This is a genomic window from Sorangium sp. So ce836 (assembly GCF_028553905.1).
In the GTDB taxonomy this organism is placed as follows: domain Bacteria; phylum Myxococcota_A; class Polyangia; order Polyangiales; family Polyangiaceae; genus Sorangium; species Sorangium cellulosum_D.
The window spans coordinates 12,411,418-12,436,932 of record NZ_CP102233.1 but is presented as its reverse complement, the minus strand read 5'-3'; the positions used below and the strand labels follow the sequence as shown (position 1 = coordinate 12,436,932).

The 25,515-nt window shown below is 68.9% G+C and carries 20 protein-coding genes and 1 pseudogene; 14 read left to right on the top strand and 7 right to left on the bottom strand.

Annotated features, from left to right (window positions below):
- Positions 1-123: 123 nt before the first annotated feature.
- Positions 124-1,386: a PAS domain-containing protein gene (locus NQZ70_RS45405; RefSeq protein ID WP_237244646.1), complete on the bottom strand. Its 1,263-nt coding sequence runs from the start codon at positions 1,384-1,386 to the stop codon at positions 124-126.
- A 552-nt stretch (positions 1,387-1,938) separates the two neighbouring features.
- Between NQZ70_RS45405 and NQZ70_RS45400 the strand changes: the two genes are divergently transcribed.
- From NQZ70_RS45400 to istB, 7 genes are all read left to right on the top strand, one after another.
- Positions 1,939-2,361 (top strand): DUF6210 family protein, encoded by a 423-nt coding sequence (locus tag NQZ70_RS45400; RefSeq protein WP_237244645.1) that lies wholly within the window; start codon positions 1,939-1,941, stop codon positions 2,359-2,361.
- A gap of 1,289 nt (positions 2,362-3,650) precedes the next feature.
- Positions 3,651-3,977 carry a hypothetical protein gene (locus NQZ70_RS45395; protein WP_129579794.1) on the top strand — a complete coding sequence of 109 codons (327 nt, stop codon included), beginning with the start codon at positions 3,651-3,653 and terminating at the stop codon, positions 3,975-3,977.
- A gap of 183 nt (positions 3,978-4,160) precedes the next feature.
- Complete coding sequence (locus tag NQZ70_RS45390; protein WP_129579793.1) at positions 4,161-4,937, top strand: hypothetical protein; 777 nt, start codon at positions 4,161-4,163, stop codon at positions 4,935-4,937.
- A gap of 10 nt (positions 4,938-4,947) precedes the next feature.
- Positions 4,948-5,898, top strand: a complete 951-nt coding sequence (locus NQZ70_RS45385; protein ID WP_207217645.1) for a hypothetical protein — start codon at positions 4,948-4,950, stop codon at positions 5,896-5,898.
- Positions 5,899-5,911: 13 nt separating this feature from the next.
- The gene (locus tag NQZ70_RS53625; protein ID WP_129579791.1) at positions 5,912-6,139 is read left to right on the top strand and encodes a hypothetical protein; all 228 of its coding nucleotides are present in this window, start codon (positions 5,912-5,914) and stop codon (positions 6,137-6,139) included.
- A gap of 1,171 nt (positions 6,140-7,310) precedes the next feature.
- Positions 7,311-7,841 (top strand): Mu transposase domain-containing protein, encoded by a 531-nt coding sequence (locus tag NQZ70_RS45380; RefSeq protein WP_129579790.1) that lies wholly within the window; start codon positions 7,311-7,313, stop codon positions 7,839-7,841.
- Positions 7,828-8,565, top strand: coding sequence for an IS21-like element helper ATPase IstB (istB, locus tag NQZ70_RS45375; protein WP_129579789.1), 738 nt, complete (start codon positions 7,828-7,830; stop codon positions 8,563-8,565). The genes NQZ70_RS45380 and istB overlap by 14 nt, the downstream gene beginning before the upstream one ends.
- Positions 8,566-8,856: 291 nt before the next feature.
- Here istB and NQZ70_RS45370 read toward each other — a convergent pair whose 3' ends face one another.
- Positions 8,857-11,514, bottom strand: a complete 2,658-nt coding sequence (locus NQZ70_RS45370; protein ID WP_129579788.1) for a pentapeptide repeat-containing protein — start codon at positions 11,512-11,514, stop codon at positions 8,857-8,859.
- Positions 11,515-11,723: 209 nt separating this feature from the next.
- Between NQZ70_RS45370 and NQZ70_RS53620 the strand changes: the two genes are divergently transcribed.
- The 3 genes from NQZ70_RS53620 to NQZ70_RS45360 are packed head-to-tail and all read left to right on the top strand — an operon-like array spanning position 11,724 to position 13,075.
- Complete coding sequence (locus NQZ70_RS53620) at positions 11,724-12,221, top strand: LysR substrate-binding domain-containing protein (protein ID WP_129581968.1); 498 nt, start codon at positions 11,724-11,726, stop codon at positions 12,219-12,221.
- Positions 12,187-12,549: an FG-GAP repeat protein gene (locus NQZ70_RS45365; RefSeq protein WP_165374488.1), complete on the top strand. Its 363-nt coding sequence runs from the start codon at positions 12,187-12,189 to the stop codon at positions 12,547-12,549. Before NQZ70_RS53620 ends, NQZ70_RS45365 begins: the two co-directional genes overlap by 35 nt.
- Positions 12,550-12,559: 10 nt before the next feature.
- Entirely contained in the window at positions 12,560-13,075 is a 516-nt protein-coding gene (locus NQZ70_RS45360; protein WP_129579786.1) for a putative immunity protein, read from the top strand.
- A gap of 168 nt (positions 13,076-13,243) precedes the next feature.
- Here NQZ70_RS45360 and NQZ70_RS45355 read toward each other — a convergent pair whose 3' ends face one another.
- The 4 genes and pseudogenes from NQZ70_RS45355 to NQZ70_RS45345 form a co-directional block, all read right to left on the bottom strand.
- Positions 13,244-14,503 (bottom strand): peptide-N-glycosidase F-related protein, encoded by a 1,260-nt coding sequence (locus tag NQZ70_RS45355; RefSeq protein ID WP_165374487.1) that lies wholly within the window; start codon positions 14,501-14,503, stop codon positions 13,244-13,246.
- A 240-nt stretch (positions 14,504-14,743) separates the two neighbouring features.
- Positions 14,744-15,028 (bottom strand): annotated as a pseudogene (locus NQZ70_RS53615) (cupin domain-containing protein); the annotation flags it as partial.
- Between the two features lie 343 nt (positions 15,029-15,371).
- Positions 15,372-16,199: a hypothetical protein gene (locus NQZ70_RS45350; RefSeq protein WP_129579785.1), complete on the bottom strand. Its 828-nt coding sequence runs from the start codon at positions 16,197-16,199 to the stop codon at positions 15,372-15,374.
- Positions 16,196-16,477 carry a hypothetical protein gene (locus tag NQZ70_RS45345; protein ID WP_129579784.1) on the bottom strand — a complete coding sequence of 94 codons (282 nt, stop codon included), beginning with the start codon at positions 16,475-16,477 and terminating at the stop codon, positions 16,196-16,198. Before NQZ70_RS45345 ends, NQZ70_RS45350 begins: the two co-directional genes overlap by 4 nt.
- Positions 16,478-16,894: 417 nt before the next feature.
- Here NQZ70_RS45345 and parA point away from each other — a divergent pair, with 417 nt between their 5' ends.
- From parA to NQZ70_RS45325, 4 genes are all read left to right on the top strand, one after another.
- On the top strand, positions 16,895-17,578 hold the full coding sequence (parA, locus tag NQZ70_RS45340; protein ID WP_129579783.1) for a ParA family partition ATPase: 684 nt from the start codon (positions 16,895-16,897) through the stop codon (positions 17,576-17,578).
- Positions 17,529-18,218, top strand: a complete 690-nt coding sequence (locus NQZ70_RS45335; RefSeq protein ID WP_129579782.1) for a hypothetical protein — start codon at positions 17,529-17,531, stop codon at positions 18,216-18,218. Before parA ends, NQZ70_RS45335 begins: the two co-directional genes overlap by 50 nt.
- Positions 18,219-18,802: 584 nt before the next feature.
- The gene (locus NQZ70_RS45330) at positions 18,803-21,715 is read left to right on the top strand and encodes a PAS domain S-box protein (protein WP_129579781.1); all 2,913 of its coding nucleotides are present in this window, start codon (positions 18,803-18,805) and stop codon (positions 21,713-21,715) included.
- Positions 21,716-21,993: 278 nt separating this feature from the next.
- A complete protein-coding gene (locus tag NQZ70_RS45325; protein WP_129579780.1) occupies positions 21,994-22,416 on the top strand; it encodes a response regulator in 423 nt (140 codons plus the stop codon).
- 101 nt (positions 22,417-22,517) lie between these two features.
- Here NQZ70_RS45325 and NQZ70_RS45320 read toward each other — a convergent pair whose 3' ends face one another.
- Positions 22,518-25,496 carry a HEAT repeat domain-containing protein gene (locus NQZ70_RS45320; protein WP_129579779.1) on the bottom strand — a complete coding sequence of 993 codons (2,979 nt, stop codon included), beginning with the start codon at positions 25,494-25,496 and terminating at the stop codon, positions 22,518-22,520.
- Positions 25,497-25,515: the final 19 nt, after the last annotated feature.

The following is a 25,515-nucleotide window of genomic DNA, read 5'->3' as shown; positions in this document are numbered from 1 at the left end:
CCCGGCGCCGCGCGGGGCGCCTGTCCGCCGTTCCTTACGGGGCTGAGATTGCCGAAGCAAACGCGAACTTCGGGCGGCGGGGCGATCCGGCCGACCCGCGAGGCCGGCTCCATCGCCTCCGGCTCAGCCGGAGCCGCCTCCCGGGAGCCTCGGCGGGGCGCCTCGTTCGGGCGCGCGCGCCGGCGCTGCGCCGGGCGACGCCGCGCCGCGCGCCGCCGCGGCGCTCGCCGCCAGGCGCTGCATGCAGAGCTTGAGGCCTGCGCGGAGGTTTCCCACGGTCGCGATGCCCGACAGGTCGAGCCCGAGGGAGACCATGGTCTGCGCCACGTTCGGCCGGATGCCCGTGATGACCCCCTCGGCGCCGAGGAGCCGGATGGCGCGGACGAGCTCGATGAGATAGCTCGCGGTCTTCGTGTCGACGACCTCGACGCCGGTGAGGTCGAGGATCGCGAAGCGGGCTTGCTTGTCCGCGATGGCGGCCAGGAGGTCGTCCATCACGTCGGCGGCCCTCTTGCTGTCGACGACGCCCACCATGGGGAGGGTCAGCACGCTGTCCCAGACCTCGATGATGGGCGTCGACAGGTCGCGGATCACCTGCTGCTGGCGCTCGATCAGCTCGAGCCGCGATTTCAGCTCGTCTTCCCTGAGCTTCGCCTCCGTGGCGTCGACCGTGAAGCTGACGGCGCCGTCGGGCTCCCCGCGGGCGTCGCGGATCGGGATGATGCACGTCTCCCAGGCCATCCCGAACGCCTCGACGCGGGTGCGGACGAGCTCGCCCCGGACCGCTCTTCGCATCGGCTCCATGTCCATCGGCGCGGGAGGTTCGTCGAACACGTTCATTCCGACGAACTGTCCCGGCGTCAGGCCGAGGGACTTCAGGTTCTTGCCCTCGTGGAAGGTGCAGAATCCGTCGCGATCCATCCGGGTCACGGCCGTGTCCACGTTGTCGAGGATGGCCCGGAGGATGACGTCGCTCTCCCTCAGCCGCTCGACGGCCTTGTCTTGCTCCGTGACCTCCAGCCCGAAGCAGAGCAGCCGAATCGCCTCGCCGCCGTCGTCGAGCACGGGCGCGAGTCGCCACTCGCACACGACGGCGCGCCCGTCCTTGCGGGTGTGGGTGCAGCGGATCGGGGCGCCCGGCTGCGCGAGCGAGCGCCGAAAGGCCTCGGCGTCCGGTCCGGTCAAGATCGTGTCCGTGAGGCGGCGGCCCACCGCTTCGTCAGCGGTAACTCCAAAGATGCGTTCCGCCTCGCCGTTCCACTCGGCGACGGCGAGATCGCCGAGGTCCCCCGCGCACTCGATCACCGCGAAAGACGTGCTGCGGACTGCCCTCATGGTGCTCGCGGGGAGCTCCGGGGAGCGGGGAGCGGTGGGTGTGCTCGTCATCGTTGGTCCTCAAGCTAACGTGGGCCGGCGGCCGGTGTCGAGGGCGACCGACGAGCGGCCCGCGAGGGACGAGAGGGGTGAGCCGAGCGTGTGAGGTGAGGTTCGATCGCGTCGCCGGGCCGCTGGGATCCGGCGTGCTGTTCACCGTCGCGCGGAGAGCTCCCTTACGCTCGCCGAGGGGCTGGGCGGGCTCAGCTTGGCGAGAGGACCCCCGGCGCGGTGGTGGGCTGCGAGGGAGCGGACTTTCCGGCGAAGGTTCTGCCGGGGGAGGAGAGGGAGTGAGGATCATGGCGCTCACCGTGTGGCGCCGCGGCGCCGTGCGGCGGGCGCGGCACGGTGGGCGCACGGCGGCGCGGCGCGCGGCGGGGGCGAGGGCGGGGGAGGCGCCGCAACCTGCGGGCGGCGCCGCGACCTGGGTCGGCTCGCTGCGCCGCAGCGGTTCCCCTGGGATCGTCTGCGGATCGCGGCTCCCTGTGGTAGCCTGCCGACCGTTCCGCCCTGCGATGCAGGCGCTTCCGGCGATGGTCCGGGCTGCTCATGGAGACGGGGATCATGACGGCGCTCATCCGACTCTACGACGCAGGACTGGGGCTCATCATCCAGCACCCGAGCGGAGTGCTCTATACGAACCAGACCTGTGGTGTTTGCTGCGCGCAGCCGGAGATGGAGGGGGTCTTCGTCCCGTTCGACGCCGAGGAGAGCTGGCTGCGGCTCAACGCCTACTTCGAGGGACCCAAATACGGAGGAACTGGCGCCATGCAGGGCCTCGACGACGAGGACGCGACGTTCATCGAGTCGGTCGTGCGTGACGGACGCATCGGTGTTCCGCTCATCGTGGACCGATCTCGCCTGAAAGAGTCGCATGAGGCCTGGGTGCACGTGCTCATTGAGGGCGAGGTCGAGCAGTTTGGTGTCGTCTCAGGTTTCGGCCCGTACCCCCGGCGAGGAGTGCTGACGTGGCCGAACTCGGACTAGCGACGGTGGGCGCACCGCCAGCACGAGCGGCAAACCGTTGAGCGGAGCGGCATCGTCCAGCAAGAGATGGGTGGCACCCATCTCGCCGGTGGACGTGCCTCAGAAAAAGACGGGAGGCACCCGTCTCCGGGTGGACGTGCCTCCAGAAAAAGACGGGAGGCACCCGTCTCCGCCACCACCACCGACGCAGTGAACGAGCTCGATCCGGGTCCGAGATTTGTTCTCGTGGCGCACGACCTGGACGGGATCTCGATGGCCCAGATAGCCGAAGACACAAGGCTGCCTCTCTCTGCACCCTACAAGCGACGCGCGAAAGCCATCGGTGCACTGCCCGATGTCTTGAGTCGCCCGGAGGCTAGAGAGATTTGTACGCAGAAAGTGGCGATGCGATGAGCATCAAAGGTATGGCTGTGCGCTTCCGGCGCGCCTTGCAAGACAACGAGGCGGAGCGAATGAACGACGCTATCATGTGGCTCGGCTCCGGCGCGATCTCCCAGGGGGCGTCGTGGGGGAACTCGCGGCGCCTGAAGGCGTGCTGGTGATGGTTGGACGCTACGTTCAGCGCGACCCTTCAAGCCAGGCACGGAGCGTCCGGGGAGGGGTCGCGTCCACGCACGGGCGGTAGCGCTGGGCTTGCGCGCTCGTCCACGCCCCCAGCAACATGTCCTGAGTCACGTCGTCGAGGTCGATGGCGCGCACACCGAGGCCGCGCAGCACGCCGCGGATGTCCGACGTCTGCTAGGCGATCTCGGCGATGGTGAGGGCGGCCTCACGACACAGAGCTCGGTCCGCAGAACGGATCACTGCTGGAGCGGTCAAGAATGCCCGCTAGAACCTCGTGCCTGCCCCTTGAAGGCGGCGTGCAGCTCCCGTCAAGAATTTCAACCTGTGCAAGTTTGCACGGAGCGGGCCCTGCGCGAGCGAGCTCCGCGCCCAGCTCCTCTCCTCGCAGCGTCCAGACGGAGCCTGCCCGTGATCCGCTCAGCCGGTCTGGGCGCGATCCGAATGGGGGTTGCTGACAGCCCCCACCCCGTCGAAGCTTCGCGTGACCAGCGTTCTCGGTTCATCGAAGCCAAATTCCCGAGGAACTGGATTACGCTCCGCTTCTCCGCAGAGCCGCCAACAAAGAAAAAACAATAGATTCAACGGGTTCACTCGTCCGTGTGACACTCCCACGCCAGGCTGATCGCCGTCGGGAGCGCGCGATGCCGCCCAGGTGGGGGTTGACGTAGGCAATAGTTCCATGGCCTCCTGGCCGCAAGGCTCTGCTCAAGCGCAACGAGGCCATCATGGTGCCGCAGAATCGCGAGAAGCACATCGAGGTGAAGGAGACCGACACGACGAGCATAAAACGCTTCGAGCAGATTGAGAGCAATCGCTCGGCGGCAGCGATCGGCAACCGAAAGGCCCCGGTCGGAGGTACGCAAACAAATCGCGTCAAGACGGACGAGGTCGAGCGAACCCGATGGATCCGGCGGCTTCGCGTCGGGGAAGCTCAGGATATTTGTTCCTTGACGCTCGGTGCGCAAGTTCCAGTCCCGTGCCGTGGAACGAGATCTGCTTCGAGGCTGAAGGGCATGAGCCTGCTCGGCCCTCGTTGGCATGCTGGACCCTGAACGGGCGCCTTAAGGGGAGATTCTTATGTTGACCCTTAGGTTAGGCCAGCGCAGCGCAGTGTTTCGCGGAGTGAAGGATAAGCGCTGCGCCAAGCGCCGTCTCTCCCCGGCCGCCCTGTCCAGGTCATGATGAACCCCCCCCCGAGAGCATCAGTGTACGAGTATAGACACGCGAATCTAAAGATGAAGATTCACTCCGATCAATTGACTGTGTTCCAGCAGGACGCGCTCCGGCGGTTTGAAATGGACATGGTTGAGCACCTCAGGCAATTCAGTCCTATACACTCTGACTTGATGGGGGATCGCGCCCTTCGAGAACTGATACGGTTCGGCGCTGACCAGGCAAACAGATATGGATTCTCCAAGCGTGGCCCAGTGCGGCTCTACATTGAGCTGATCTTCATTCTGGGAGTCGACTTCGATACAGATCCACAATTGCCATGGACCAAGGAGATACTGCGTGACCCGAATTTCTCAGACCAGATGTTGCGAGCTAAGCAGCTTTATGAGCGCGCCCTGTTCTATATAGAACGCGTGACTGGGCCCGATTATCATTTGTCAAGAACAGCTATCGGCCGTGTGTTCCAGGGGCGCATTGTTGATTCGAGAGTGTCAGCGGAATACATTAGTGATGAAGTTGTCGAGTACTTGTATGGCATACATCCTCAAAAGTGCGAGTATGTAGGAAGGCCCGTGCTCCACGAAATCTATCGCAAGGCCCTCCAATTGGCCGAGCAGCATGGAATCGGATGCTATTCTGGAGTAGCGCTCTGTGCAGGGCTGATGCTTGTTTTTGGTCACGGGTTTATTCACGATCCCAAGATCCCCTGGGTGAGTGCGGTTTTTGCCGCGCGCCCCGCCCACGAACCTGAGACGTGGTTAAATGAGTTCTACTCGCTGGCGATGGCGTATCTGACCCGCATCGCGGAAATGGCAAGAGGTGAACGTCTTGTGTATTGAATGCTCCACGATGCCCTCGGACCCCGACGCTGGCAATGGAGGAATCGCATGTGACGAGACGCGAGAATCTTGTCCTGAATCGCCAAGCCTGGCCTATGCGCGTGGCTTCCTCTTCATCGTGTTCGAGCAGCTCCCCGAGGTGGGGACGGGTAGGATCATCCGGAAGGTGGCGGCGATTCCACGGGACTTCTCGCTCACCCCAGCAAATCCATCGGGCGCGCTTACGCCTGCCGAACATGTCCTGAACCTCAATCCTTCCCAGAGCCAGTTCCTCTCCGCGAGCAACCGGCCGTTCGGGGCGGCGACCATGAACGGTCAGCCGCTCCTGATGGATGTGGCCAGGATCCAACAAGCAGGGGGACGGATCTATCAGGTGGCCGAGGTGGTGAACGACCTCGAGCGTTTCGCTGCGCAAAACCCGGCGGCTCGAGCACAGGTGGACAGGCTGATATCGACGATTCGAGACATCGAGGGGGAGGTGTTGGTCGAGGGGCGTACGCCCCCGGGCTCCGCCAGCCGACCCACCGCGGCGCATCAGAGCTATATCCGGTCCGCGGAGAATCTGTGGGCGGAATACCGCGCAAATCGGATGACACGGGCGCAACTCCAGCAGGAACTGGCGAACCTGGAGCGCGCATATGCACGGGCCCGCGTCGTCGGCCGTGTAGGTCGCGTGCTGATGGTTGTCGGGGTGATTGTGACAGCGGCAGAACTGGCCCAGGCGACGCACCGTTCGATCGAGCAGCGCTCTTTTCGGCCCGTAGGCGCCGAAGTCGTGCGGCAGGTGGGCGGCTGGGGCGGAGCCCTCTTAGGAGGCAAGATTGGCTTCGTTACAGGTGGGTTGTTCGGCATCGAGACGGGCCCCGGGGCCATCGTGACAGGAGCCCTTGGAGCCATAATCTTTGGCGCGTTCGGCTACTTCGGGGCCGATTGGGCAGCGGATTACATTTCACCAAACTAGGGCGGTGCCGTCGATGAACCGTCAGATTTCCAAGCTCCCTGTCCGACCACCCTGGGTCGAATATCCGGGCAACGATCCCTGGTGGGGCGGCTGGCGTCAAGGCGAATCGGAAGAATGGCTGCGCACGGTCTTCCTTCCGTTCTGGCAACGGCTAGGGCCCGAAGAGCGGGACTCATACTTGACGCGGTGGCCGCCGCCGGACGAGAACTGGAGGAGCTATCTCACCGAGAACTGGACGTAGCTCGCGTTGAACCAGGCCAGCACAGTGGCAGTGGCCGGCTTTTACCAAGCACGCTCAGTGACGCGCCCGCAGTGTTCCCCGCTCACGGTTTGTGATGGGGATGCCAGCGTGGCTGGGTGAGCCCCATCGCCGCAGAAGACCGAGCCCCGGTTCGGACGCGGAGGCCTCGCTGGTCGCTTTACGGTCAAGCACCCAGAGTTGCCATGCGTTCGCCAGGCGTTCGTGGAGTATCACGTCGCAGGGGCATGGGTGCAGGGTCATGGGGCCAAGGGGAGACGACGTGGTCGGTCTCGACCATGCCTTGATGTCAACCATGAGCAGCTTTCGGTAGGGCATCGGCCTCACGACGGCGACCCGCGCCGTCATCGGAAGGAGCCCGTCTCAGATCCCGACCGCGGCGTCCCGAACTGGCCCCATGAGGCTGCAAAAGACCTCGGAAGCTGGCCCCATGACCCTGCAAAAAACTGGGTCATGCCCCCGCGCGGGTGGCCCCATCCTCCTGCGTTTGGGATGGCCCCATGACCCTGCAAAAAACGCCGTCAGGTGGCCCCATGAGGCTGCAAACTAGCAGTCCGGACCTCGGGCCGGCCGAGCGCCAGCACCATGAAGGGTAAGCGCTGCATGAAGCGCCGTCGTTCCCCAGCCGCCACGTCCAGCGCATGATGGCGCGCATGAGAAGGACATCGTCGACAGAAGCGAAATGGGCTGATCGAGTCCGGGCGTGGCGCAAGAGTGTCAGGGACCGGCCTATTGGATCGCGACCGGGATGGCGAAGCGGATCGGCCTCGGGCCGGCCAAGTGGATCGGGGTCGGGTCGGCCAAGCGGATCACGACAGGTAGGCGCCTGACGGCAGGGAGGGCCCTCGGAGAGAGAGAAATTGGATCGAGCTTCCGTAATGCGTCGCACGCGCTGTCGGAGACGGCGCAGCGCCCTGGCGGGTCGCGAGGGGCAGGACGTGGGCGAGGTGCGCGCGGCGCTCGGTCGACGGATCGTCGAGATGGCGGGCACACGGCAGCACGGCACCACGAAGCGAAGGCCGCTCGAGGTGTTCGAGGCCGAGGAGAAGAGCCGGCTTCAGCCGCTGCCGCTGCACCCGTACGAGCTCGTGACCTGGAAGCGGGCGCGGGTGCATCGCGACTGCCACGTGAGCTTGGAGGAAGGCTGTACTCGGTGCCCTGGCGCCTGGTGGAGCGCGAGGTGTGGCTGCGCGCGACGCCATCGAGCATCGTGGTGTATGCCGACGACGAGGCCGTGGCACGGCACGAACGGCGCGGCGCCGGCCTGCGCAGCACGCTCGAGCGGCACCTGCCCGAGGGGCGCGCGGCGCTGCGACACCGGAGCCGCGCCTATTGGGAGCAGCGCGCCGACCAGATGAGCCAGGACGTGGGCAGGTTCGTCCGCGAGGTGTTCGACGCCGCCGACGTGCTCTCCCAGCTGCGCAAGGTGCAGGCGATCGTCACGCCCCTGGAGAAGTTCCCGCAGGAGCGCGCGCAGGCCGCGTGTCGTCGAGCGAGCCATTACGGCAACCTCAGCTACCAGGGCGTTCGCGACATCCTCCGGCGCGGGCTCGACTTCGAGCAGAGCCCACAGAGCGCTGCGCCGGCGGCGTGGGCGGATGCGCCTCCGCGGTTCGCACGCGACCTCCGGCTGCAGGCGGCGTCGCGGCTGTCGTCGACAGGAGGGGACCATGGGCCTCACTGACGAGCTGGTGCCGGTGCTCAAGAAGCTGCGGCTGTCGGGCGTGCTGCAGTCGCTGGAGGTGCGCGTGCGGCAGGCCGTCGACGAGCAGCTCTCGCATGAGGAGTTCCTCGTGCAGCTGCTGTCCGACGAGGTGGATCGCCGTGACGGGCGGCAGTTCGATCAGCGCGTCCGCCGAGCGGGCTTCGACAGCCTCAAGACGCTGGAGGACTTCGACTTCCAGTTCAATCCGAGGGCGCCGAAGGCGAAGGTGATCGACCTGGCGACCTGCTCCTTCGTCGAGCGCCGGCAGAACGTGCTGCTGGTCGGCCAGGCGGGGGTCGGCAAGTCGCACATCGCTCAGGCGCTCGGTCACCGCGCCTGTCGCGCTGGCTACCAGGTGCTGTACGTGGGCGCCGGCGACATGCTCAAGCAGCTGCGCGCCGGCCGCGCCGACGGCAGCTACGACCGACGGCTTGCGCGGCTGGTGGGGGTCGACCTGCTCGTCGTCGACGACCTCGGTCTCCGCTCGCTGACCGTCGAGGAGGCGGTCGACGTCTACGAGGTCATCCGGCTGCGTTACCAGCGCGGGGCGATGATCCTGACGTCCAATCGCGCCGTGGAGGAGTTCGGCGGCCTGTTCGGCGACCCGCTGCTCGCCAGCGCCGCCATGGACCGGCTGCTCCACGACGCCCACGTCCTCGTCCTCGAGGGCGACTCGTACCGCAACCCTCCCCCGGGCCGGTGACGCCGGGCGGCGGAGGCATCGAAGGAGAGCAAGACATGAGCACTCGAGCGGGTGGCAGGATCCGCTTGGCCGACCCCGAGCGTCGATCGCCCGGGTCGTGATCGCGACGCTGACGGCGCTCGCGATCACAGGATCCGCTTGGTCGACCCAGGCGCGATCCATGAGGCCGAGCTATGACACCCGGCCTCGAGCACGAAGCGCACGGAGGGCAGTACGCGGGTGGGCCCGCTCGCTTTGGCCGCTGATCCGCCCGCCTTCGTCACCGGCGTGTACCGCCGGAAGTAAAGGCTGCTACGGGCGTTTGGAGCCCTGCGGGAGCTTGGCGCCGTCGAACTTGGCGCCGTCGAGCTTGGCGCCAGTGAGCTTCGCGTACTGCAGGTCCGCGTCGCGGAAGTCGGCGCCGCGGAGGTCGGCGCCGGTGAACTCGGCGCCGGTGAACTCGGCGCCGGCCAGCTTCGCTTCGCGGAGGTCGGCGTTCGAGAAGACGACGCGGCCGCAGCGAGCGCCTTCGAGATCCGCCCCGCGGAGGTCGGCGCGGCGGAAGACGCAGTCGTAGAGATTGACCCCCTTGAGGCGCGCGTTCGAGAGCTTCGCCTCTTCGAACGGGATCACCATGAGGTCTGCCTTTCGCAGGTCGGCTCCCGTGAGATCGATGCCCGAGAGCTGCACGAACCCGCCGCTCAACGTGCGCCAGCGCGACCGCCAGCGGTTCCAACGCTCGACGCCGTCTTTGACATCACCTCGCAGCATCGCGCGCGACTCTTCGAACGTAGGAAGCAGCATCTCGATGAGCTTCTTCTCGCTCAGCTTGATGACTTTGTCGCCCTTGGCGATGCGCGCGTCGATCTCGGTCTCCGCCTTCGACGGGACGTGCGTCACGTACGGAATACGCGCGCCGACGAAGTGCGTCGCGTCCTTCGCCTTCTTCGCGATCGTTCCGCCGAGCTCGAGCAGCATGTCCTCGCGGAACTCGCGCGACGTGCGCACATCCATCTCCGACCTCTGGAATTTGCCTGCGTAGAGAACGCATATCCCGGCGAGGCGCTCCTCGAACATGCCCTGCGGCTTCTTCTCCGCCAGCGGGGTGAAGCCGAGATCGAAGGGAGTGACACGCTTCTTCGTGCCTTCGATCGCGCGGATGGCGAGGTTGCCGTTCCCGTCGATGTACGCGATCTCGGTTCCGTCCTCGGAGGCGGTGAGCGGGAGGATCTCGAAGCCGTGGAACTCAATGTCTTTCGGAGCCTCGGGCTCGTCGATCCATTTGCCCTCCTCGGCGTCGGCCGTCCTCGTACGGCCCGCGGAGTCGACGACGACCGCGCGGGCATCGTCGATGAACGCGACCTGCCCGAGGCGCTTGTCTGGATGTGAGAGGGTGGCTGTCACCTCACCCGAACGCGGATCGATGAAGACGAGCGCGCTGTCCGACGAATGATTGCTGATGTCACGATCGATGCTGACGGCGATCCATCCGGCCCGCGAGACGGCGACGCCGCCGCAGTGCTCGGGCGCGCCGCTCTCCAGCTCGATCGTATGGACGGGTGTCTCCGGATCGTCGAGCCGCCAGATTCGGACCGCGTCGGACACCGAAACGGCCCAGGTGTCGTCGGACCCGAACGTGCAGGCCGACACCTCGGCGTCGTGCGAGAGCGTCGCGGTGCGGACGCCGCGCGCACGGTCCCAGAGCTCGACGTTCGACGCGACGGGGAGCATCACCGTCTTTCCGTCGCGCGAGACCGCCACCACGCCCTGGGGAGAGGTCGCGTCGTTCGCGAAGATCGCCTTGCCCTTGTCGGTGATCTCGCGCACCACGACGGCGTTATTTTGCCCGACGATGAGCAGCTCTCCCTGCGGGAGGTTCGCGAGCGCCGCGGGGCCGCTCGCGCGCCGCTCGCTGACCGTGCCGTCGGTCCTTCGCCAAGACCAGATCCCCGACGAACCGGCGACGACGACGCGTTCGCGGCTCAGCGCGATCGCGTGTGGCGCGTCGATCCCGAGCTCGCTCGAAGCCGGCTCGCCGTCCGAGGTCCAGATGCCGATGCCAGACGCCGTCGAGCCTGCGGCGAGCCACTTCCCGTCGCGCGAGAGCGCCATCGCGGGGCCTTGGCCGTACGCGTGGTGGCGAGGCGTGCGGACGCGACGGATCTCCGCGCCGCTGCGCTTCCACCAGCGAAAGTAGCGATCGTTGCCTTGCGAGACCACCGTCTTGCCGTCGGCCAGGAACGCGAGCCAGCGACAACCGGCCGGCCCCCCGTCCTGCTCGCCCGAGCCGTAATCTTCCTGGAAGCGATGCGAGCCCAGGAGGCGGACGGGCTCGAGCGATGCGCCGTTCCAGAGGTGGACGTCGCCTTGTCCGTGGCCGCCGGCGAGCACGCTGCCCTCGGGTGAGAACGCGAGTACGAGGATCTTGGAGCTCTTTCGTCGGGCGAGCTCCTTCTTCGACTTGCGATCGAAGACGCGGACGATGCCCTTCTGTCCGCCGGTCGCGAACGTCGCTCCGTCGGGTGAGAAGGCGAACGCGAAGATCTCGCCTGCGGGCTCGCCCAGGTCGTGAAGTCGTTCGCCGGTACGCGCGTCGAAGACGTTGGCGACGGAGTCTCCGCCGTAGGTCGCGACGGCCGCACCGTCGGCGCTCACGGTCGCGAAGGCGAACTCCTTCGTCGCCTTCTCTCCGAGCTTCCACGAGAGCTCGCCGTCTTGACCGAGGCGCGCGATGGATCCACGCGCCCACAGGAGAAGGTCGCCGTCAGGCAACGCGAAGACGCCAGTGAAGCAACCGGTGACCGTCTGCTCGTCGAGGGCACGACCGTCGTCGACGGCGAAGCGATGCACCTTCGTGCGCTTCTCGCCGGTCACGAGCGCCACGAGCGTTTTGGAGTCCGGAGAAAAATCGAGACCAGTGAAGTTGCCGGGCGCGTTGAAGCGGGTGGCGCCGAAGACCTGTCGGATCATCGAACCGATCTTATTCGGATCCGTCGCCTTTCAGCGCTCCATCGGTCGTCATTTTCGGACGTGCGAGCCGGCGCGCACATGTGGTGACCGTCGGGGCTCGACAGGCGCTGACGTCGCCGCCGAGCCCACCGGGATCGAGGACGAAGCGGCGCCGTTCCCGGCCGGGGCGCTGTGGGGCCGCCTGGTAAAGCTGAACTGCTCGCGTCGCGCTGCCGAAGGGCCATCGCCTCGCGAAGCGAAGGGCGCTGCGCATCGCCGACCTCGAGAACGAACGCTTCTTTTGGACGCGTCGCCTGGTCAGCCCGCCCCTGTACGACGTCGTCGTGTCCGCGTTCGGCGCTCGAGGGCGGTCGCTGGTGATCCACGAAGAGGACGACGTCGAACCGTTGCTCACGCTCGTCGCGAGCGGCGAGGGCCTCACCTTCTTCTCCGAGAGAGCGGCTCAGGGTGCTGGCGCGCGGCGCGTGCACGCGAGCCGGTTCGGGGCCCCGAGGCACGAGACCGTCGTGGCCGGCGCCGCGACGCGATGCGCCGAGCAAGAACGCGCAGCATCGTCCCTGGTGACGCGGCGCCAATTTTCTGCTCGAATGAAGGCATACCACGTTCATGGCATCAGGTCCGCCGCGCCGCCGAGGACGTGGGGGCGGGCGCGCCTCGGTGACGTTCAGGTTCGTGGGTTGTACTTGTCTTGCGGAGGTAACCTATGAGGTTTGCGCGACACAGCAGCGGACGGTCTTTCCGCACGACGCCGAGCGCGGGTTCGACACGACCGGGCAGCAGGTCTTCTTCGAGATCACGCCGCCGAGCTCGAGCGTCTCGTTCGTCTCGGTCGCGGTGGGCGACGTGAACAACGACGGACGCCAGGACGTCGCCGCCGTCACACACGAGCACACCGACGGGCCGATGCGGGTCTGGATCCTGCGTTTCGGCGTCGGCGTCACCGATTTCGACTGCATCGGGTGCCCTGACGTCGTGGGCGCCCAGCGCGACGGTCTGGTCGTCTTTCGCGGTCGCGGCTGCGCGACGGCGCCTTGAGGGCTCCACCATGATTCTCCCCAAAAAACGTGATCCACGGTTCATCACCATCCGCCGCGGAGGGCTCCTGGACGACGGCACCCATCACGCGCTGGCGATCTGGGCCGCGGATTGCGCGCAGCACGTCGTGAGGTTCTTCGATGAATACAGGCCAGACGACGACCGGCCGCGCAGGGCGATCGCGCTCGTGCGGGCGTGGACCCGGGGCGAGGCTACGATGAGAGAGTGTCACAACGCGGCGTTCGCCTCCAACGCCGCGGGCCGCGAGGCGCCCCCCGCCGCCAAACTGGCCGCCCTCTCGGCGGGTCAGGCCGTGGCGGTGGCGCATGTAGCCGCCCACGAGCTAGGGGCTGCGGCGTACGCCATCAGGGCCGCCAGGGAAGCCGCACCACCGGGCCAAGGGGACGCGGCCGCGCGAGCCGAACGCCAATGGCAGTGGGAACAGCTGCCCGACGCGATACGAGACCTCGTCCTCGACGACCAAAAACTGCGAAACGCGCTCTGTTGGAACGTGTTCGTCGACTGAGCCGACGGCGCTGCCTCTATCGTACCCCCGGTCCATCGTCCACGGCGAACCACGTCTGGACGACCGATCGCCCCATCGACGAGGTCGCGACGGGGGTCCAGGGCGCAGCGCACCCGGCCCTCGGACAGCGTCGCGACGCACGTCGTCGAGGACGTCGGAGGGACGCATTCACTGAGCCTGCACGTAGAGCGAGAACGGGAAATTGCCTTGCCCGTCGACGAAGGTCGCGTCAGGGACGTCGATCACGAACTCGTGCATGCCGGCGCTCGCGGCCCCCCACGGGACGATCCGCGTGTCGATCGCGTCGCCAGGGCACCAATTGCTGAACGACTGCCACTCTTCGTCCGACCGCGGGGACCGCCCGTAGATGCCGTTGCTCTGGGTATTGTACTTGCGAAACGGCTCGCACGACGTGCGCCCGGGCCTGTACTGCAAGGCGAGCTTGCCGTCGATGTACACGTGATGCTCGCGGCGAATATACTCCTCGCCGCCCTGGTTGGCGCCGTGATTCGACGTGATCAGCACGAGCTGCGCATTCTGTGTAGCGGCCGGCAGCTCGAAGCGGACGGTCTTGCGGGTCGTGCCGACCTTGTCGCTGGCGCCCATGGCGTAATTGTTGAATTCCTCGCCGATCGCCAGCGGCAGCAGGACGCTGAAGTCCTGGGCCTCCTGCGTGCTGTCGGTATATAGCAGCAGCGATCCGAGCTGCGTGTCATTGCGACCAGCGCAGCCGGCGACCTCGTCGTTCGCGGCGTAAGGAACGCCGAAGATGCTCAACTCGAACCAAAAATCGTGCGCGGCCAGGAGGTCGGGGTCTTTCAAGATCGGTACGAGGTTGCTGGCCTCCCATTCGTAGGGGACCGTCGTCGGCTGCTTGTTCATGTCCATGAAGGGCGTGACGAACCGCGCGACCTCGATCCGGTCGACCTCGGCGGGAACGTAGGTCTGGACACCCTTGGGGACCAGCGCCAGGTTGACCGAGCCGAGTCGATCGTAGTTGTCGCACCGCGCTCCCACGACCACGCGGACCTTCAGGGTGGTTTGGACCTTGGCGAGCTGCTCGTCGGTCAACCTGGTCGCAACCAGCGAGTTGTCGTGGCGGATCACGCCGTCCGGGATCGGTTCGTCGACCGTCGCGGCGTAGCCGTCGTAGAACACGATGTTCTCCAGCACCGGGAGCTCCTCGGGATCCCGGGGCGGCACGTCGCCGCCGCCGCCGCTGGCGTCACTGCCGCCGCTGGCGTCACTGCCGCCGCTGGCGTCACTGCCGCCAGTGCCCGCGCTGGTCCCGGTCGCTGTGCTCGTGCTCCCGGTGCCCTCGGCGGCCCCGGTGCCTCCGCCAGTGCCCACGTCGGAGCGCTGTTCATTCGTGCACGCGGCGAGCAGGGCCAAGAGACAGAAGTATGGGATCGCGCGACGCTGGCTCATTCGCCAAACTTATCAGATCGCCGCTTCGACGTCGCCCTGGGCGGTCGGGTCGGTCGAACGGGAGCTCTTCGAGGGGCGCGGCGACGAGCACGACCAGGAGCGGCGCGGCGACGAGCACGACCAGCGCCGGGACGACGAGCGCCTGGCGTATTTTTCGCACGGTGCTGGTGGCGCTCGTCGCAGCGACGGTCGAATACAGAGGACCGATCTCCGGGTGGAGCCGGCAGGGAGCCCCATGACGGCCTTTAGATCGTCGTCTGGGTACGACCCGGAATCACCAGGCAGACGATCTCCGATCTCCAGGTATACGACGTCCTCCGTCGACCGGTTCACCAGATGATGCCCGTCGGGATCTCCCCCCGGGAACCCCATGCACATGCCGAGGTGGAGCGTTGTCTCTCCGGCATCGGTGATGAGCGTGGGATGACCTGAAAGGATGTAGATGTGCTCGTCCTGGACCGAATGCCAGTGACGCAGGGCCGACATCGCGCCGGGCTTCAACGTGGTGCGATTTACGCCAAAGTTCCTGTTTCGTCACGTGCTTTCTCCTTCTTTGCGTACCTGACGACGCGATTGCCGATCTGGGGCTCAAGCATCCCCATCCGCGACGCCGTCCGTGGCGAACGGCGTGCTTTCAGGCGCGCACTGCCGTGGAAATCCGAAGCAGCCACGGCCTACGTCGGCGCCAGCCGCTTGTCCGACTGTATCCTCGGGCTCGCTCTAACGGACGGCCTGCCGGACGAGCTCGTCAGCGCGTGTCGGGTCGCCTCGGTGGTTCCATCGTGCATCATCCAGCAGAGCCTTCCACGCCATGGTTTCACCAAATCACCGGCACCAGTCCAACGTGCCCGTAAGAACGCGGCGCGCGCTACGCTCGTCGCGCATTGGACACCCATGCTTCCAGCTGCGTCCGCTTTCGTGGAGCCATGCTTAGAGCGGGGTTCGCGAGCGCTTCGCGAACCAGGGGCCCCACCGCTGCTGCAACATCGTATATCCACGTGCTTCCGCCGCCGTCGGCATCACGAAGTGCCACCGAAACAACCTCGGTGGCGAGCCGCAGGCGCTCGATCCCGCCCGAGCGGAACAGCTCACACAGACGCGACGGAGCGATGGGAATATCAGCGAGGACGTTCGCGGCGACGTGCCAACGAATGCGCCCAGCGCTGGCTGCCTCGAGAAGAGCGGCCTCCGCGCTCGGCGACCTGAAGCGCGCGAGCCCGTAGGCGGCACCTTCGCGAGACGTCTGCTTCGGGGCGTCGCGGAGGAGCATGCAGAGGTCCGAGAGGGCATGTTCGCCAAGAATCTTCGCAAGCGCGGGACCAGCGTAGCTCTCGGCGAGCATCCCGGGGGCGCTCAACAGAATCTCGCGAACCAAGGCGTAGCCAACCTCGTGGCCGATGCAGCCGAGGAGATGCGCAACCAACCAGGGTGGGGCCTCTCCGGCGCGATAGGCGTCCACGAGAGCGCCGGCAGCGTCGGCGTCGGGCGCACGCCGCCCAAGCTCTGCCGCGACGTGCTTGAACCTCGCATGATCCGCGAGCGCGGCGGCGACGAGCTTGGTGGACGTGTCTGACATCATGGATTCGCCCTCGTCTGCTTGCTCCTGCGCCATGCCTGTACAACGAATTCCGAGTCGAGCCGCGAGCGGGTATGGCCCGCCCGCCGGATCAGGTTCGATGTCCGGCGGCTCTTTCACGCCGCCGAATCTTCAAGCGCTTGCTCGTAGATCCCTCGCAGGTGCGGAGATGGCCATTTGTGGTTGTATTCGTCCAAATACATGAGCAGCTCCCTCTCTGCGCCGTCGTGCCAGCGGCAAAGGAGGTCCGGGATCTCGTGTATGGCTTCCCAGAGGTCGTTGATCTGTCGCCGGGAGACCTCCTCGTGGAGCGTCCAGTTGCGCGTCGTGTACGATGCCACGTGGAGGACCCGTAGCGCTGCACGCAGGGTTGGCTCGGGTGCCATCCTTCTAATCATGCGCCCGCCTGCATCCTCTCCAAGAGGATCCGTCGTGCTCGCTCCGGATTGAAGCGGCCGCCTGGATGAACAGCAGGTCCCATTGGATGCCTTCTGTGACCTATGCCAACTCGTCGAGATGGCAGCCGGAATGTGAGGCTGATCGCCGCCCGGCGCACCCCGAGCCAGCCGTCGATGTCGTGGAGGTTGTGCGCCATACGGCTCTCCGCTTTATCTTAGCCTCAAAACGGCAGATGGCGGATGGCTCGCGCGGATGGCCGACCGCGATGGAGATCGCCTTCGCGCGCCGGCCGCTCGGCGCCGGCAAGGGGCGCGCGCTCCGTCCACGCTCCACGCTCCACGCTCGCGCGAGATCCCCGTCGGCCAGGGACCTCCAGAAATTGGGCGGCGCCGCGAAAATTCTGCTAGGGGGGGCTCATGATCATCGCGCTCACCGGACAGAAGGGTGGGATCGGCAAGAGCACCACGGCCGTGAGCCTCGCCGTGGCCGCGCTGGCGAAGGGCCGGCGCGTGCTCCTCGTCGACGCCGATCCCCAGGGGACCGTCCGTACGTGGGGCGACGTGGCCGCCGAGGCGGGGCACGAGACCCCGACCGTCATGGCCATGGGCGCCTCGATGCACAAGCCGGGGCAGCTGCCGGACGTCGCCGCCGCGTACGACCTCACGGTCATCGATTGCCCCCCGCGTCACGGCGAGATCGCGCGGTCGGCCCTGATGGTCGCCGACGTCGCCATCTATCCTTGCGGCCCCACGGCCGCGGACGCCTGGGCCCTCACCGCCGCGATCGAGGTGTTCCGCGAGGCCGCGGCGCTGCGGAGCGCGCTCAAGGGCTGCATCCTCATCACGCGCAAGCAGGGCCGCACGGCCCTCGGCAAATCGGCGCGCGCGGTGCTCGAGACGTCGGGCCTGCCGGTGCTCGCCACGGAGCTCGGCTATCGCATCGCCTACCAGGAGTCCCTCGCCTGCGGGCAAGGGGTGACGGGCTACGCGCCGCGGGACGCCGCGGCCAAAGAGATCACCCACCTTCTCGAAGAACTGGAGAAGCTTCATCATGGCGAAAAAGCAAGTCGCGGTCTCGCTAAGAAAGCCGCCGTCGCCTGAAAAGGTCGACGCGTTCGTCGCGGGCGGCGAGGGCGGCGCGCCGGCCCACGACGCGGTGAAGTCGAGGCCCGCCACCGACAGGCGAGCGCACGACGACAAGACGGCCGAGGCGAAGCAGGAGCGAGCGCCGGAAGCGCGAGCGCCCGAAGCGCGGGCGCCCGAGGCGCCGCCGAGCGCCGAGCCGCCGCCGTCCGTCGCGCCGCCGCCGCAGGCCAGCGCGGCCGCCGAGCCCCAGGCGCTCGCCACAACCGCGGAGCCGCCGGCCGTTCCGCCGGTGCTCGTCGGCAACGACGGCCGCGCGCGGCGCGCGGTCACGGTCTACCTCCCCGACCCGCTCGCGGACCGGCTGCTGCTCCACTGCATCGAGCACGATCGCGACGTGAGCAACCTGGTCGGCGAGGCGGTCGAGGTGCACCTCGACAGGCGCCTCGGGCCGGCGCCGGTCTCCGCGGCCCCCGCCGCCGGCGGCGCGGCCGCCGCGCACGATGCCGCGCCGCCGGGCCCGAGCTACCGCGCCGAGCCGTTCCGCGCCGAGCCGTTCCGCGCCGCCGACACCCGCCCGAAGGGGCGCGTCGGCCGGATGGTCCAGGTCGGGCGGGTGCTGATGACCCTGTGGCGACAGCGGCCCAGGGCGAGCTGACGCGAGCGCCCGGACGCGCGGCGCGACTCCCCCTCTCGAACCCGAACGAACCCCGGCGCCGACCCTGAACGAACCCCGGCGCGGGCCACCGCTCCGGGGTGGCCGGACAGCCGTTGACGGCGCGCGGGGTTAAATAAACAAGGATTTTCCCGTCTAGCCCCTATCTCGACGCGGCGGTGAGCCTCTCCGGTCCAAACAGGCCATCCGCCGGTCTGCCGAGTTTCAGCGCGCAGCCCGCGTCCAGCATCCAGACGGCATGACGCGCGTCGCCGCGGGCGCGGTCACACAGGCCGCTCCGCGAGGGCGCCCGCGCGGCCGCGGACAGGCGCTCTGTCGCGCTCGCGCCGGTCGCTCGCGGCCAGACGCGGTGAGCGCAATTACCGCGCTGTCGTGAGCGCGGGCCGCGCCCGCCGGGCCGACGCCGCGCCTTCCGGGGGGGACGTTGACATTCATGGGGTGACCGGGCAGGCTCTGAGTCGCCGCGACGCCGCGCGAGAAGCGCACTGCTCCCGCCGCCGAGCGCGCCGTGGCTCCAGCGTCACGGGGCCGTTCGCCGCGGCGGCGACTGACCACCAGGACGAGCGATGACCCAGCATGTTCGGGACGAGGGGACGACCGCGCGTGGGCTCAACCAGAAGGAGGCGCACGTCGCGAAGGAGGCGCAGGTCTCGTCCGACGCCGGTCGCTCCGTCCACGCGATGTTCCTGGAGGCGCCCACCGCCATCGCGGTGTTCCGTGGCCCCGACTGGGTGATCGATTTCACGAACCGGCTCGCGCAGCGGCTCTTCCGCGACCGCACCACCGTGGGCAGGCGCCTCTTCCAGTGCGCCCCGGAGCTCGCCGGCTCCCAGCTGGCCGAGCTGCTCGAGCGGGCCTACGGCTCGGGCCAGCCCGCCGCCGCGTGCGAGCTCCTGATCCTGCTCGACCGCGGCGCCGGCGACGGGGCGCTGGCCGAGGGCTATTTCAACGTGACGCTGCAGCCCATCCCGGCCGGCGCCGGCGGGGCGCACAGCGTGGTGCTCTTCGCGGTCGAGGTCACCGACCAGGTGCTCGCGCGGCGCCGCATCGAGCAGCTCGCCGAGCAGCTCGAGCACGAGCGCCACAAGCTGGAGCAGATCATCCAGCAGATGCCCCACGCGGTGTACATCGCGGAGGCCCCCTCGGGGCACCTCGTGATGGGCAACGCCCAGGGCGCCGCGCAGCTGGGCCGCCCCTTCGTCGCGTCGGAGGACGTCGAGGCGTACAGCGCGGCCTACCGCGGCTTCCACGGGGACGGCCGCCCCTACGCGCCGCACGAGTGGCCGCTCGCGCGCGCGGTCCTGAGCGGCGAGCTCGTCCGGACCGAGCCGGTGGAGATGCTGCGCACCGACGGCACCCGCGCCATCATCGAGTACAGCGCCGCGCCCATCCGCGACGCCTCGGGGCAGATCGTGGCCGGCGTCGTGGTGGGCGTCGACGCGACGGAGCGGATCCGCGCCCTGCGCGAGGAGCGGCGCCGCAGCGAGCAGCTCAAGGGGCTCGCCGAGGCGTCGCTCGCCGTCAACTCGGCGACGTCGCTCGAGCGGATGCTCGCGGAGATCACCGAGCGGGCGCGCGCGCTCATCGGGGCGCACCAGTCGGTCATCAGCATGACCGACGACCAGAACTGGGCGCACGCCATCAACGCCGTCAGCCTGTCGGACAAGTACGCCGCGTACCGCGGCTACGACGCGAAGAGCGACGGGTGCGGGATTTACACGCTGGTCTGCGAGACCAACAAGCCGCTCCGCATGACGCAGGCCGAGCTCGAGGCGCACCCGGCGTGGCGGGGCTTCGGCGGCGAGGCGGCGCGCCACCCGCCGATGCGCGGCTGGCTCGCGGCGCCGCTCATCGGGCGCGACGGCAGGAACCTCGGGCTCGTCCAGCTCTCGGACAAGGAGGAGGGGGAGTTTACCGGCGACGACGAGTCGATCCTGGTGCAGCTCGCGCAGCTCGCCAGCGTGGCCATCGAGAACGCGCGGCTGCGCGAGGAGGCGCTCGCCGCCGAGAAGCGCTTCCGCTCCATGGTCGAGGCGACCGCGGTCGTCGTCTGGCGGACCGATCCGCGCGGCCACGTGGTGGAGGACTCCCCGTCCTGGCGCGGCTTCACCGGGCAGCGCCACGAGGAGTGGGTGGGCTACGGCTGGCTCGACGCCGTCCACCCCGACGACCGCGAGCGGGCGAGCGCCGCGTGGCGAGGGGCCGTCGCGTCGAGGGCGCGGTACGAGGTGGAGTACCGGCTGCGCCGGCGCGACGGCTCGTGGGCCCACACCGTCGCGCGCGGCGTCCCGCTCATCGCGGACGACGGCTCGATCGACGAGTGGGTCGGCTGCAACGTCGACGTGAGCGACATCCGGCGCGCCGAGGAGGCGTTCCGGGTCCAGCACCGGCTCGTGCGCACCATCGCCGAGAACGCGACGCTCGGCCTGTTCATGATGGATGCGCACCAGCGCTGCACCTTCATGAACCCGGCGGCCGAGAAGATCACCGGCTTCACGTTCGACGAGATCCGGGCGCTCGATCGCCCCCTGCACGAGATCGTGCACCACACGCGGCCGGACGGCAGCCGCTATCCCATGGAGGAGTGCCCAATCGACCGGGCGCTGCCGCGCAAGAGCCAGGAGCAGGGAGAGGACGTCTTCGTCCGCGAGGACGGCTCCTTCTACCACGTGGCCTTCACCGCGAGCCCGATCCTCGACGGCGACGTCCCCGTGGGCACGGTCATCGAGATCCGCGACATCACCGAGCAGAAGCGCGCCGAGGCGGAGCGCGAGCGCCTCATCGCCGCGCTGGAGCGGAGCAACAAGGAGCTCGACCAGTTCGCGTACGTGGCCAGCCACGACCTGAAGGCGCCCCTCCGCGGCATCGCAAACCTGACGCAGTGGATCGAGGAGGACCTCTCGGGGACGCTCCAGGGCGAGTCGCGCGAGCACATGAGCCTGCTGCGCGGCCGCGTCCGCCGGATGGAGGCGCTCATCGACGGGATCCTCGACTACAGCCGCGCCGGCCGGGTGCGGCACGCGGCGGAGCCGGTCGACGTGGGCCAGATCCTTGCGGACGTCGTCGAGCTGATCGCGCCGCCGCCCGAGGCGAGCGTCGAGGTCGCGCCGGGGCTGCCGGTGCTGCGGACCGAGCGGATCCCGCTGCAGCAGGTGTTCATGAACCTCGTCGGCAACGCGCTCAAGCACGCGCGGCGCGCCGACGCGCGCGTGCGGATCGGGCACCGCGACGCCGGCCTGCTCCACGAGTTCTTCGTCGAGGACAACGGGCCAGGCATCGCCCCGGAGTTTCACGAGCGCGTCTGGGGCCTCTTCCAGACGCTCGAGGCGCGCGACAAGGTCGAGGGCACGGGAATCGGGCTGTCCGTGGTGAAGAAGATCGTCGAGAGCCGCGGCGGACGCATCTGGATCGAATCGTCCCCAGGACAGGGCGCGATCTTTCGCTTCACCTGGCAGAAGCGCGATCCGATCGATCCCTGAAACGTGGCGCTCGCGCCGCGGAGCGCGAAAGCAGCAGGCTCAGCAGGTGTGCGAGAGCTCGTCATTGGAGTTGAACCCGACGGACCGGTGGTCCAAGCTCGAACGATGAGACGCCTCGAGAGAGCCTGCGCGGGTAGGGGCAGGTCGGAGTGCGTCCAGGCTCACCGGCGGCCGCGAGACCTCCGCGGCGGTCGCCGTGCTGCTATGGGAATTGCCGCGGCGGCGATCGCGCGGAGGTTGACGTTCACGTCCTCCTCGCCAAGGAGATCCAGGAGACCATGAGCGTCGAAGAAAAACTCCTCAACATCCTCCTCGTCGAGGACGACGAGGTCGATGTGATGAACGTCCGACGGGCGTTCAAGCGCAACAACATCTCGAACCCCCTCTGGGTCGCCGGCAACGGCGTGGAAGCGCTGGAGATGCTGCGCAGCGGCGCCATCCCCGTGGAGCGCCGGCTGATCCTGCTCGACCTGAACATGCCGAAGATGAACGGCATCGAGTTCCTTCGCGAGCTGCGGGCCGATCCGGATCTCGTGGCCACGTCGGTTGTCGTGCTGACCACGTCGAACGACGATCGCGACAAGGTGGGGGCCTTCAACCTCAACGTGGCCGGTTATCTCCTCAAGCCCGTCACATTCCTCAGCTTCGTTGAGCTCATGGCAGCGCTCAACAAGTACTGGAGACTCGTCGAGCTACCTTAGCGAAACTCGCCGGCTTTCTGCCCACCTTCGCGAGGGGCGGTGAGGCGGCGATACGCGCGGCGCCCCACTTTATCGCGCGTATCGCGATAAAGTGGCGCTGGCTACTTGCTCCGCTTGACCACGCCGAGCGCCTTCTGCGCCGCCTTGATGGCCGCCTGCGCCTCCTTGCCCTCCGCCCCCGCGAGCGCCGCCGCGATCGCGGTCGCGACCTCGCGCCGGCTGTGCGGGTGCACGTCGGCGAGCTTCAGGTAGAGCTGCGCCTTCTCGGCGAAATCGGCGTCGCCGCCCCGCGCCTCGATCCGCTCGAGCAGGCAACCCGCCACCGCGGTGTCGTCCATCTTCTTCAGCGCGTCGAGCGCCGCCGCCCGCTTCGCGAGCTCCGGCCGCGCCTCGATGAGGTCCACGAGCGGCGCGAGCGCGACGGGGCCGAACGCGCGGATCGCGTCCGCCACGATGCCGGGCTTGTACCCCTCGGCGTACGCCGACAGCAGCTCGCTCAGCCCGCGGACGTCGCCCAGGTAGCCGAGCGCGTACGCGGCGATCTTCGCCTCCCGGTCGTCCTCGCCGCGGCTCGCCAGCATCCGCGCGAAGGTCTCGACCATCTCGACGTCGCCGAGCTGGGCGAGCGCGTACGCGGCCTCCTCGCGCACGCCGCGGGCGGCGTCCGCGTAGAAGGCGCGGCGGAGCGCCGGGAGCGCGGCGAGGTCCCCCAGCTCGGCGAGCGCCTTGAGCGCCTCGAGCCGCTCCTCCTTGGTCGGCGCCGCGCCGAGCGCCTTCGCGAGCTCCTGAACCCGCTCCATCCGGGCGGCGCGGCGCGCGCGCACCGCGGCCCCGCCCGGCCCGGCCGCGTCGGCGACGTCGAGCGCGTCGCGGGCGAGCGCCCGCAGGCCGGCGTCCTTCGCGTGCTCCGCGACCCGGCCGAGCATCGCCGCGGCCTCGGCGCGGGCCGGGCCGCCGTGCTGCACGACCGCCTGCAGCACCCGCACCGCGGTCAGCTTGGCCACGCGGCCGGCCTTCACCGTGAGCGCCTTCTCCGCGGCGGCGAGCGCCTCGGCCCCGAGCGGCGCGAACGTCCGCGCGATGGTCGGCGTCGCGGTGCCGTCCGCCCAGATCGGGAAGATGCTACGGACGAGCTCGCCCGGCGGCAGCGACGCGTAGTAGCGCGCGTGGTGGACCGCGGCGACGTAGCGGCTCATGGCGCCGGCGGCCCGGCGCCGCGCCACCTCGTCCGGGGGGAGCGTCTCGTCGGGCCGCGCCACGGCGACGCTCTCGTAGGTCGGCACGCGCTCGATCGCCCCGCCGGCGCGATCGATGTGCGTCGCGCCGGCGAGGCGCACGAGCGCCATCTCGAGCACCTGGTAGAGCTTGATGAAGTCGTCGAGCCGGTCCGCCGGATCGGGCCGCTGCGGCAGGGCCTGGAGCAGCGCGGCCTGCTTCTCGAGGCGGAGATCGCGGAGCCGCTCGGCGAGCGGGTCGATCGCGCGGGCGCTGAGGCCGGTCAGCCCGGTGGCGAGCGCCTCGGCGAGCTCCTCGCGGACCTCGCCGAGCGCGATGGCCGCGGGCGAGGCGCCCGCCTCGCGGGCGGCGGCGTTCCACGCGGAGCCCTCGAGCGGCCCGCTCCGCGCGGCGGCCCCCGGCTCGACGACCGGGAGCAGCGAGAGGCCGAGCGGGCCCTCGACGATGGCGGCGAGCGGCCACAGGGTGGGCAGCGCGGCGTCGATCCCGACGTCGCCGAGCAGCGCGCGCAGCCGGGCGTCGCGGAGCGAGCCGGCGAGCCGCTCCTCGAGCGCCGGGTCGTCGGGCAGGTGGAGGGCCTCGCCCTTGTCGTCGACCGCCGAGAGCCGCGCGCCGCGCGCGAAGAGCGTGTCGATGCGCACGGCCACGGGCACGAGGTCGGGCGCGAAGACGTCCTTGCGGTGCTCCTGGAGGGCCGCGAGCGCGGCGCCGACGTCGGGCAGCGCCCGCGCGAGCACGGCGTCGAGGGCGCCGGCGTCCAGCGGGCGCTTGTCGCCGAGGTCGGTGAAATCGAGCCGGAGCGGCGGGTAGCCGGGGTAGGTCGTCGCCCGCGCCCCGGCGAGCACCTCGCCGGCGAAGCTCCGCTTCGGGTCGCCCCGCTTCGCCATGAACGCCGGGACGATCTGCTTTTCGCTGAAGTGCCGGCCGGACTCGAGGTCGAGGAAGCGGCTCTCCCGGATGACGAAATCGTCGCTCGTGGTCCGCGTCGAGAAGGCGTACTCGACGAGCGTGAGCCCGTCGATGGGCTTGCGGTCGGACGCCTTCCACGTCTTGCCGACGAGCTCCTCGACGTGGCGGTCGTCGAGCGGCTCGCCCGCGAGGTGCTTCTCGAGCTTGCGGGCGGTGAGCAGGAGATCGGCGATCAGGTTCGCGTAGGCGACCGCCGGGAGCGCGCCGCGGCGAGCGCCCGCCTGAGGGCCGGCCGCGGCCTGCGGACCCCGCGCGGCTTTATCAACGACCCGCGCGCCCGCGGCCTGCCCCCGCAGCAGCGCGGCGAGGTCGAGCGTCCGGGCCGAGAGCCGCCGGAGGCGGTTTTCCCGGAGCCCCTCGGCGAGCTTCTCCATCTGCTCGATGCGGTCGGCCCCGATCGTCGCGACGCCGGCCACGCCGAGCTCGCGCACGAGCGTGCCGACCTGCTCGACGCCCGATTTCATCAGCGCCTCTGGCTTCGCGGCGCCCTTCTTCACGCTCTTCCGCGCGGTCTCCCCGCCCGGCGCGCCGGGCGGCGCCGCGTCGCTCACGGCGAACGACTCGGGCGCGCGCGCCCAGGCGACGAGCAGCGCCGCCGCGTGCTTGCAGAACGCGGTGTTGAAGGTGCGCGCCGGGCAGGTGCAGCGCCCCTTGAACCCGGGCGCCGGCGCGTCGCTGTAGACGAGCGTCACCTTGTAGGGCGACGCCCCCGAGCCCCGGGCCTCGCAGAACAGCTTGTTCTCGTAGCGCGCGAGGTTCAGGAGCTGCCCGCCGTCGTACAGCAGCGTGCCCTTCTTGAGCTCCCCCGCGTCCTGGATGAACGCCCGGAGCTCGGCGGCCCCGATGCGCTGCACCTCGCCCGGCGCCGCGCTCACCGCGCCTCCGCGGGCGAGC